General features: G+C 44.2%; 11 protein-coding genes and 1 pseudogene. 2 read left to right on the top strand and 10 right to left on the bottom strand.

The genetic code is table 11. From position 1 onward, the window contains the following. A pseudogene (locus BLS58_RS16110) lies at positions 1-230 on the top strand (IS4 family transposase); the annotation flags it as partial. A gap of 51 nt (positions 231-281) precedes the next feature. Here BLS58_RS16110 and BLS58_RS16105 read toward each other — a convergent pair. The 5 genes from BLS58_RS16105 to BLS58_RS16085 are packed head-to-tail and all read right to left on the bottom strand — an operon-like array spanning position 282 to position 4,198. Further along, a complete protein-coding gene (locus tag BLS58_RS16105) occupies positions 282-647 on the bottom strand; it encodes a hypothetical protein (protein ID WP_090400035.1) in 366 nt (121 codons plus the stop codon). Positions 648-666: 19 nt separating this feature from the next. Continuing rightward, positions 667-1,659, bottom strand: a complete 993-nt coding sequence (locus BLS58_RS16100; RefSeq protein WP_090400033.1) for a Bug family tripartite tricarboxylate transporter substrate binding protein — start codon at positions 1,657-1,659, stop codon at positions 667-669. A 41-nt stretch (positions 1,660-1,700) separates the two neighbouring features. Beyond that, on the bottom strand, positions 1,701-2,201 hold the full coding sequence (locus BLS58_RS16095; RefSeq protein ID WP_090400031.1) for a LeuD/DmdB family oxidoreductase small subunit: 501 nt from the start codon (positions 2,199-2,201) through the stop codon (positions 1,701-1,703). 33 nt (positions 2,202-2,234) lie between these two features. Further along, complete coding sequence (locus BLS58_RS16090; protein WP_090400029.1) at positions 2,235-3,446, bottom strand: 3-isopropylmalate dehydratase large subunit; 1,212 nt, start codon at positions 3,444-3,446, stop codon at positions 2,235-2,237. Between the two features lie 2 nt (positions 3,447-3,448). After that, complete coding sequence (locus BLS58_RS16085) at positions 3,449-4,198, bottom strand: IclR family transcriptional regulator (protein ID WP_090400027.1); 750 nt, start codon at positions 4,196-4,198, stop codon at positions 3,449-3,451. 453 nt (positions 4,199-4,651) lie between these two features. On the opposite strand from BLS58_RS16085, the gene BLS58_RS16080 reads away from it, so the two are divergent. Beyond that, complete coding sequence (locus BLS58_RS16080; protein ID WP_143018943.1) at positions 4,652-5,002, top strand: hypothetical protein; 351 nt, start codon at positions 4,652-4,654, stop codon at positions 5,000-5,002. 272 nt (positions 5,003-5,274) lie between these two features. On the opposite strand, the gene BLS58_RS16075 is transcribed toward BLS58_RS16080, so the two are convergent. The 5 genes from BLS58_RS16075 to kynU all read right to left on the bottom strand — a co-directional run bounded on the left by BLS58_RS16075 (position 5,275) and on the right by kynU (position 10,408). Beyond that, complete coding sequence (locus tag BLS58_RS16075; RefSeq protein WP_090400024.1) at positions 5,275-5,949, bottom strand: N-formylglutamate amidohydrolase; 675 nt, start codon at positions 5,947-5,949, stop codon at positions 5,275-5,277. Between the two features lie 135 nt (positions 5,950-6,084). Next, entirely contained in the window at positions 6,085-7,566 is a 1,482-nt protein-coding gene (locus tag BLS58_RS16070) for an MDR family MFS transporter (protein ID WP_090400022.1), read from the bottom strand. Positions 7,567-7,667: 101 nt separating this feature from the next. Then, a complete protein-coding gene (kynA, locus tag BLS58_RS16065) occupies positions 7,668-8,492 on the bottom strand; it encodes a tryptophan 2,3-dioxygenase (RefSeq protein ID WP_245723219.1) in 825 nt (274 codons plus the stop codon). Further along, on the bottom strand, positions 8,489-9,133 hold the full coding sequence (gene kynB, locus BLS58_RS16060) for an arylformamidase (RefSeq protein WP_090400019.1): 645 nt from the start codon (positions 9,131-9,133) through the stop codon (positions 8,489-8,491). The genes kynA and kynB overlap by 4 nt, the downstream gene beginning before the upstream one ends. Continuing rightward, positions 9,134-10,408 (bottom strand): kynureninase, encoded by a 1,275-nt coding sequence (gene kynU / locus BLS58_RS16055; RefSeq protein WP_090400017.1) that lies wholly within the window; start codon positions 10,406-10,408, stop codon positions 9,134-9,136. Positions 10,409-10,510 lie beyond the last annotated feature (102 nt).

Genomic DNA, 10,510 nt, shown 5'->3' with positions numbered 1-10,510 from the left:
TGGGAGGGTTATTTGAAGAGATTAAAGACGACTTGGTAGAGAAAAATATGGCGCAACAGCTATGGGAAATGTTTGATGAGCTTCTGGACGTGGTTATCACGGCCATCTCAGAGTCAGGAGTAGTAGATATTCATGCCTTTAAGATGTCCGAGGAATACCAGTATATTAAAACCCTTTTTGAAGACTCGTTTTTGGTCAATCAACTATTTGACGGCGATAATGTCGCTTAAAGGCCGAAAATGGAATTTCGGGGAAAGCACTGCCATATAAGGGTTATAGATTCACATAGTTACGCTGAATCCCTTGCTATTTGGGGTGCGAAACTCGAGTATAATAGAAGTAAAGAAGAAGCCGAGCAGCGGAATAGCAATGATATATATTGTAAAGGTTCCCACAAGCAAGGCTTGTTTACTTTTCAGCCACTCAATGATATCTTTCAAAAAAGATGACTCGTCATTTTGTTGCTTGATTAACATACGAATGGATTTAAACAATTGAAAAGCTATCACAATGAACAAGCCAGCCACGATAACTTCAACAAGTCTTCGCTCCTCAGCTTCCGGTAATGATTGAACGTCAATGAAGTAGTAAACCGCAAAAGCAGCAATTAAGGATAGAAAAATAATATTTTTTGTCTCATAAGCCATAACTATTCCCCTTGTTCATCTATTGAAAGAGATAATCATACTCACTCATTAGTTCATAGGCCTCTTCCACTCTATCCCTTGTCTCTTCTTCTGATTCCCATGTATAGTACATGTGCTCATCTTCGCCTTGCTCAATAAATGCATCACTGTTCGCTGCTTCTTCAACGGCTTCAGCTAATTCTTCGTATCGTTCTGGATGGTTTTCCCTAAATTCTGATTTCACTTGAATAAAACGGGCATTTGAAATCTCCGGAAATTCCATATCGTAACCCATATCATCGAGTTCTTCATTTACGAGAGGAATGTCTGGCGCATGCTCATATGGCTCATCGGAAAACATGGCAAGAGGGTGTAAGTCGTCACCTCCACCAGCTAATGTTCCATCAATATCAGAAGCTGTGAAATCAACTTCCCCACCTAATAATGCAGTTCTTATTTCTGCACCACCATCATAAGGTACATCAGTGACTTCCATTTGTAATTCATCCGTAAGCATTTGAACTGATGTGTCCGACCATGAGGCAGAAATCATTGAATAGCTTAATTCGCCCGGGTTTTCTTCTATTGTAGTCATTAAATCCTCAAACGTTTCGTAATTCGAGTCCTCATTTGCCCAAATTGTAATGGGCGATTCATGCGTAAGACCGATATAATCAAAGTCGTCTATATCATAATCAGCGTCTCTAAAAATTGTGGCTTGAAAATGGGGTTGAGATTGATAGATAAAATGACTTCCATCGTCTGGATCCCCTTCATAATGACTCGTTGTACCTACAGCACCTGCACCGCCTTCCCGATTATCGACGACCACAGGAACACCAAGCTCTTCCTCTAACTCCGAAGTTAATGCTCTTGCTTGTCGATCAGCACTCCCTCCCTCTGGGAAAGGAACAACCATGGTTAATTCCTCCTCATCTTCCGGCCAGTTTTCATCAGCACCTGACTCAGCTGTACCACAGGCACTTATAATAAGTAATGAGCAGAATATTACCCAATATTTTTTCCTAAACATTTTTTAATTCTCCCTTCTTATTTATTAATAATAGTTTCCTTCTAGGATGGTGCATAAGTTTTATGTTTTTTTAAATAAGAAATCAAACCACCAGCGTTAAATATGGAAAGCATAACAACTGGCATCTTTGTCCCTTCATAGACTTCCCCCTTCGTTATATTGTGAACTTTTCCTTGAGATAAATCGGCTTCAATTTTATCTTCTGGTTCGATATTGTGTCGGGGCACTTCTATGACCGGCATCCCAACGTTAACAGCATTTCTGAAAAATATACGTGCAAACGATCGTGCAATAATAATAGAGATCCCCGCCGATTTTATTGCAATTGGAGCCTGTTCACGAGATGATCCGCATCCAAAATTATTATCAGCCACTAAAATATCGCCTGTTTGGACATTTTGAGCAAATTCTGGATCCAAATCTTCTAGCACATGGTTTGCAAAAATTGAAGTGTCCAGTGTTTTTGTATATTTTCCGGGAATAATACGATCAGTATCAATATTATCTATAGCGTAGACATGTGTGTTGCCTTCGTATTTCAAGATTCAATCACACCTATTCTTTATATTTAATCCTTACAACATGCCATGCAGTACGGAACGAGCGACAACGCTTGGCGAACCCAAGTAAACATTTGATTTTGAATTTCCCATACGCCCCATAAAATTACGGTTAGAGGAGGAAATAATATTTTCTTCGTCAGCTGGTATACCCATATGTGTTCCTACACAAGGGCCGCATCCTGAAGTTAAAAAAGTTGCTCCTGCTTTTGTCAATATTGCAAATGTACCGTCTTCTAAAGCATCATGTAATACTTGCTTTGAAGCTGGAGCAATTAACAAGCGAGTATTTGGATGAATTTTTTTTCCATCTAATACTTTTGCAGCGGCTTGTAAATCCTCTAAACGGCCATTTGTACAACTGCCAATAAACCCTTGTTGGATGGGGGTATTTTCAACGTATGAAGCGTTTACAACCTGATCAGGCGAGTGAGGAATAGAAATTTGCGGCTGCAATTCTGAAACATTAACTTTGTGAATCTCTGAGTATTTGGCGTCTTCATCTGGTTGTATATGTTCAAAGGGCTCCTTCAGCACCAAACCCTCCGTATCAACAAATCCAGCTTTCGCTCCCATTTCAATAGACATATTCGCTAATGTCATTCGACTGGCCAACGACATTTCATTGGTAGCGCTTCCAGAGTACTCAATTGACTGGTACGTAGCCCCAGAAATACCCAACTTACCAACTAGATACAGGATAATATCTTTGCTTGTAACACCTGGTTGAAGTTTTCCTTCGAATTCTATCTTAATCGTTTCTGGAACTTTTACCCATGTTTGACCTGTCAGCCAAATACCAGCTAGATCCGTTGAGCCAACACCTGTAGCAAATGCCCCAAGAGCCCCATGAGTAACAGTATGAGAATCAGCCCCGAACACAATTTGTCCAGGTCGAACATGCTTATGATCAATCATAATCTGATGGCCAATACCTTCTCCAATATCATATAGGTGTGTGTTTTGCTCACGGGAAAAGCTCCTCATACGAGCTTGTAAATTAGCCACTTGTTCATTCGGAGGAGGAGAAGCATGATCAATGACTAAAACAGTGTTATCAGAATTCTGCACTTGTTCACCCCCCATTTCTTCGAAACTTTTAATGGCTAAAGGAGCTGTTGTATCTGTAGCCATAGTGGCGTCTACATCAACAATTGTAATATCTCCAGCATTTACTGATTCTTCGCTATGATTAGCAATAATCTTTTCGATAATTGTTTTTCCCATAGTTATCCTCCATAACCCATTTGTTTAGAAATTTGTTCTGCTCCTGCTTTTACTTTTGGTACAATCAATTTCTCGTTAAAACGACTAGTCGGTCCAGAAATTGTCAATCCACCTAATATTTTTCCAGAAGCTTCAAAAATAGGTGCTGAAACTGAATAGGCGCCAACAACACGGTCGTTTTGACTAACAGCAAATTTTTCATCACGTATTACACTCAAATTTTTGTAATAATCAGTGCGATTTATTTTTTCATTATTCTCACATTCCCAATTTTGTAATACCTTTTCTGTAAACTCCTGAGTCGAAAATGCTAAAAAGATCATTCCAGATGCACCTTTGACAATCGGATATGCTACTCCAAGTTTCACGAAATGCTTTATGTCTTCAGATCCCTCTGATTTTTCGATACAAACTCTGCGTTCATCTTGAATAACATTTAAGCTAGTTGTTTCACCCGTATCTTTTGACAAATGTTCCATTGTTTCTAGTGCTTCTCGACGAATATCTAAAGATTCGCTGACAATTTGGCCAAATCCAACAAAAGGGATTCCTAATTTATACCTCCCACTTATTGCTTCTTTTTCAATCAACCCTTTATTACTTAAGGAGGTCAACAGTCTGAAAATAGTTGTCCTATTTAAGCCAGTTTTATCAATGAAATCATTCATTGATAAATAAGGCTCTGATATAGTAAAACAGAATAATAAGTCTATTGCTCTTTCTACAGATTGAACTTTATCATTTTTAGCCAATAATCATCACCTACTTTATGTTCGTATTACGAACATATAATTCATAATGTGAACGCTTACACGCATAGTATAATATCCTTTTAGTAATTGTCAATAATAAAAATAAAATTAATGGTTTTCTTTTTGGTTCTTTTGGAGAGATATCTTCTGGTTTTCTTTTAATCGATTTATATCATATAGTACATTGAACATATGAGGAGACTGGATATTACTCCAACAAGGGTTAATTTCGCTATCATGTCGTTGCGAAAAAATGTACCGTATAATCCTGACAACAACATTGAAAACACAAAACTGCCCAGCACCTATAATGCTGAGCAGTCGTATGAATACCTGAATGGGTAAGGCATAGAGGAAATTAAGCCTCCGATCCATCATCTCATAGATGATACAATGACTATAAACGCTGGGTTAAAATGATAATCAAAAGGGATGGAGTTTGGCGTAAAGCTGTTGAATGACTATATCACCTTGAAAAAAAGACGTGCAGGAATTGCACAAGGAACAATAATGAGAGAAATGATGAGGGAGCGATTAAAAATGGCTAACGGATATGAAGAGTTAAAAGAACTCATTCTTGATGTTAAGAAGCATATGGATGGACGGTTTGACAATCTAGAAAAAGAGATTGCAGACATCAAAGAGGATTTAAGGGTTACAAAAGGCGAGGTGGCAATTCTGCGAGAAGATATGACCACTGTGAACGCGACCGTCGGAGACATCAAAGAGGAACAGGTTTATCCATCTGATAAGTGGGGCGAACATGATCGTAAAATCAGCAAAATCGAACGTAAAGCTTTGTAATACCTGCTGTTACTAGCAGTTTAGGACAGAACGAAAGTAAGACGAGTCCTCCACAGACTCGCCTTACAGCATGCTCGCTGGTTTGATGATTAATCAAACCACACCATACCTGGTTGGAAGTATGCTACGATTTATTTATTTAACGTAGGTCCGTTCTAGCAGCGATCTCGACGATTCTAGCAGCGACATTTCTTGTTCTAGCGGCGAAATCGTGCCGTTTAGCGGCGACCTCTCAAACATTCACCACCGAAACCCCATCTGAGCCATTACATTCACTCAGCCGCGTTCTCTACAAAAAACACGAGCGACTTCAGCATTTGCGCGTAAGATTCTAGATCTCCACGCGGATTTCGGTAATCCCGATGAATCTCCAACTGCATCGCTTCCGTATCATAATGCTCCCATGTGTGGCGCGTTATCGTCCCTTCGCCGCTGGCAGAGAAGGTTTCATTTTCATAAACATCATGAATGCCCTGACTTTCGAGGATGTATATCAGCTTATCCAACTGTTCGTCACTGACCGTTTCTCCCTCATTGCTGCCTATATCAAGAGCAAAATCCCGACGTTGATCCGCCCCGTGTAAATCAATCACGATCTCGATATTATGATCCTTGATGATGTCGCCGATTTTTTCTTTATAATCTCCGCCGACGATATAGTTATGATCTTCGCCTTCGTGAACATTATAGATGACATGAGCACCGGTGAACGCCTGGATCAATAGAGCCAAAGAGCCCGTATAAACCTCCGCTTCTCGCGTTTCATTTTCGCGAATAAGTGTCGTTGTATGGGGAGCTGATATCAATACGTTACTGTCATCTGATCCTTCCGCAAACGAAATTTGACTTTCCGCGTCTAAATCCCCGGCATTATCGTTTTGCGAAAAACGCTCCTCATAAGCAAAAAGTTTATCTTCCAGCTCGCCGTCTTCATAAGCTTCCATCACGTTTGTCTTTCCTCCATCCGAAAATTCCTCTAGATTAAATGATGGTTCTCCACATCCGGCTATGAGCAGCAGGTTTATTCCACATAAAACGGTAGCCTTAATGAATCATCCGTCTCCTGTCTTTTTTATAATTTTTTATTCCGCACGGTTGGCATGCCTACCTGCCATCACATCGTTCCCCGGTGCTGAACGCCCTTCTTTTTCCGCCGCGTCCCACTCTTCATCCGTGGGCGGATACGTTCGCTTTAATTGAAAAGAGAGCAGTAACGCGATGGCGGTCAAAAGACCCATCAAGCCAAAAGATACAATGGCACCGAGGATGTCCGGGTTGGCGACACCAGGAGTCGATCGTGTGGCGTCGGCAGTCGTCGTCATCGTTGTGACCAACACCGCTGTTCCAATCGAGGCGGCCATCTGCCGGGTTGTATTGGTGACCGCCGCTCCATGCGGAATCAGTTTAGGAGGCATCGTGTTCAGGCCGGCCGTGTTCACCGGCATCATGACCATGGAAAAACCGAACATACGGACCGCAAACATCACTGCTATAAAAATGAGCGAGGTGGTCGTATCAACGAAAAGAAAAGCAAACGTCGAGATCGTCATTAATATGAGACCGGGAATCGCAAGTGCCTTAGCCCCGATGCGATCAAAAATGCGTCCGGTGATCGGCGCCATTAATCCCGAGAGCAAGGCGCCGGGCAATAACACGAGTCCCGCTTCCATGGCTGTAAAGCCGCGCATATTTTGCAAGTATAATGGAATAATCGTTTCAAGGCCAATCAATCCCAAAAAACCAATGCCGCAAATGATCGTCGACAGGGTGAACATTTTTTGCTTGAACACCCTTAGTTCAAGCATCGGATGCGCCATGCGCAGCTGTCGTAAAACAAAGATCACGATGGTGACGATTCCAATCGCGAGCACAGTCAGCGTGATCGGGTTCCCCCACCCCATATTGCCGGCGCTTGTAAATCCATAAAGCAAGCCACCAAAACCGAGCGTAGACAAAATGACAGAAATTGGATCAACTTTCGGATGTTTCAACTCGGTCACATTTCTCATAACAAAGTAAGCAACGACGATCATAATCAGCGCCAGGGGCAGGATTCCCCAAAATAAAAAACGCCACTCAAAGTTCGACGTCACCCACCCGGAAATCGTCGGTCCAATCGCCGGTGCAAACGAAATGACGAGGCCGATATACCCCATCGCTGTACCCCGGCGCTCCACCGGAAAAATCAGCAGAAAAACCGTTTGCATGAGCGGCAGCATAACCCCGGCACCTGCCGACTGAATAACGCGCGCTGTAAGCAAGGATGGGAAATTCGTTGCCAAACCGCCGAGCAATGTACCGAGGGTAAAAATCCCCATAGCCGTCAAAAAGAGCTGTCGTGTCGTAAATTTTTCAATCAAAAACGCGGACACCGGAATCATAATGCCATTGATAAGCATGAATACCGTCGTCAGCCATTGCGCCGTGTTCGCCGTGATATCCATCTCTTCCATAATCGGCGGAATCGCAGTAATCATCAACGTCTGATTCAATATCGCGACAAAAGAACCCGCGATCAACAGAGCCGCGATTAACACTTTATTGTAATTTTCATTTTCATTCATAGTGGCCACCACAATTTTCAAAGACTAATAGGTCATTATACGCCTTTATATGAGGCATCGGCAAGAAAATGATTTCTGGATGTGGGAGGTCGCTGATAAATCTATATTTTCGTACGCACCTCCCAAAGCTCGGGGAAAAACTGATGGTCGAGAACGCTTTTAAGGTAGCCGACACCTGAAGAGCCGCCGGTGCCTGACTTTTGCCCGATGATACGCTCCACCGTTTTCATATGACGAAATCGCCATTGCTGCAGATTATCTTCCACATCCACCAACTTTTCCGCCAATTCATACAGCTGCCAATGCTTCTCCACATCCCGATAGACCTCCAGCCAAGCGGCTTCCACCGTAGGATCAGGTTCATACGTTTCGGTTACATCCCGGTTTAGTATGCCTGGGTCAATCGTAAACCCTGCTTTGGCCAATGCCTGGATCGCTACATCGTAAAGCCCGGGTTTGTGAAGCGCTTCACTTAAACGCTCATGCAATGCGGGGTCTTTTTCATAAATCTTCAGGACGCGCGGCTGCTTATAGCCAAGGGCGAATTCAACCAGTCGATACTGATACGATTGAAAACCCGACGCTTGCCCGAGGTGATCGCGGAATTCCATGTATTCCGAAGGCGTGAGCGTCGAAAGCACATCCCAGGCCTGGATCATTTGTTTTTCAATGGAAGACACGCGGGCCAACATTTTAAAGCTTGCGGAGAGATCGTCATTTTTAATCGCCGTCACCGCTCCATCCAGTTCATGTAAAATCAATTTCATCCAAAGTTCCTGTACCTGATGGATCATGATGAACAACATTTCGTCATGGTGCCCCGACAGTCGCTGTTGACTCGATAAAAGTCGATCTAAATCCAAGTATTCCCCATACGTCATCCGTTCGCGAAAATCCAGGTGAATCTCGTTTTTTTCCGACATCATTTATCCCCCTGAAGTGGTTTTACAGCTGCCCGCACCGGGCTCCCGTCCGCCCCGGTCAAGGGTAAAGGCAAGGCGATGAGTTCATAATCGCCGACGGGCAGTGAGCCGAGCATGACATTTTCCAAAATATAAATCCCATGGCGGGATAAAGCGTGATGGGCGGGCAGATCCTTGCTGTCAAGCGGATCAACGGAAGGGCCTTCAATGCCGATTAACCACACCCCTTTTTCACGTAAAAAGGAGGCTGCCTCTGCTTTCAGATAAGGGATCTCACTCGGAAAGCGTTCACGATCATTAGCAAGCCAGGTTCGCAAAAGCAAGCGCGGCGGCACCTCTTCAGAGTTAAGTGCTTCCGCTAATTCCTTGACACCAATGCTGTCGTATCGGGAAACATCTATGAGGCGAGCCGCTCCGGTATAGGCATCAATATCGAGATCTAGGACACCGTCCCCCTCGTTGTCAAAATGAAAGGGTGCATCGATATGGGTGCCCGTGTGCACGCTCATCGTGATGGTGCCGATGTTGACGGAGCCGCTTTCTTCTTTTGTTACCGATCGTTCATAGGAGAATGGGGTGTCATCCGGCCAGGTCGCGATGTTTCCATCCAAAGGCTGGGAGATATCGATCCATTCGGGTGCCATTTAAGCCACCACCCCTCGTTTATTCTCATATTTTTTGTATGTTTCCGTTTCCATAATCCGCTGCAGGCGGTCAACCGCTTGCCAAATGTCCGTAAACGTGTTGTATAGAGGGACGGGTGCGAGGCGAATGCCTTGCGGCGCGCGAAAATCCGGAATGACCCCTTCTGCCTTAAGCGCCTGGCAGATACGTGCCGCTTCAACGTGTTCCACATACACATGGCCGCCCCGCCACTGGTCTTCCCGTGGATTGGCAATCGTAAATCCCATGCCCTTCAACTTAATATCGATCAAATCCATCAGATAGCGCGTGAGTTCAAGGGATTTTTTTCGTAACCGTTCCATCCCTGCTTCTGCAAACAATTCCAGAGAGCCGATAAGGGGCGCAGCACTTAATATATGAGGCGTTCCCAGCTGGTATGCTCCGGCATCTTCAGCCGGTGTCATCTCCGCTTCCATATCAAATTGTTTATCTTTTCGGGAACCGAACCAGCCGCTCAAGCCAGGTGTCCGTCCGAAATGGTCCTGGTTGACGTATAAGCCGCCGGCCCCGCCGGGACCGGCATTCAGATATTTGTAATTGCACCAGAAAGCAAAATCAACGCCCCAATCATGTAAATGATGAGGAAATACGCCGATCGAATGGCAAAGATCGAAACCGATAGGAATCTCCCGCGCACGCGCTTCGGCCGTCAAACGCTTGATATCCAGAATCTGACCGCTTCGATACAATACACTCGGCAGCACAATGAGCGCGATGTCCTCTGTCATTTCGGAAATCAAGTCTTCCTCATTCAGCGTCTGCCCGTCCCGACTTTGGGCGAGCACGAGATGTTCTTCCGGATCATAGCCTTGTAAGCGCAGTTGACTCTGTAAGGCATACAAGTCTGTCGGGAAAGCCAGTTCATCGGCAAGGATTTTCGTTTTATTTCCTTTTGGTTGGTAAAACGTAGCCACGAGCTGGTGAAGATTGACGGTCGTTGATCCGGTGACGACTACCTCTTCCGGACGTGCCCCGATCAAAGGCGCTGTTTGCGTTCCCAACTGCTCGGATAAATAAAACCAGGGGTGCTCCCCCTCTGTCCAACCGTCGATGCCGTGGTGTTTCCAGCTTTCCAGGACAGACAGCGTCGACGTTTCCGCTCGCTTGGATAACAGGCCTAAAGAATTTCCATCCAAATAAATCATGTCGTCCTTTACATAAAATTCAGCGCGAAACGAACGCAGTTCATCGCGCTCATCCCGTTGGCGCGCGTGTGCATAGGATTGATCGATCATCGTTATCACCCTTTTTCATCATAACATATCGGCCCCCACATTCAGTTGGTTCACAACCCGGGAAAAAGGGAAAGGAAGAACAGGTACTAAAAGGAGGCAAAG

Origin of the sequence: Natribacillus halophilus (genome assembly GCF_900100185.1) — a bacterium.
GTDB lineage: Bacteria > Bacillota > Bacilli > Bacillales > Marinococcaceae > Natribacillus > Natribacillus halophilus.
Note: the sequence above shows the minus strand (reverse complement) of the source record. Positions and strands in the feature narration are given on the sequence as shown.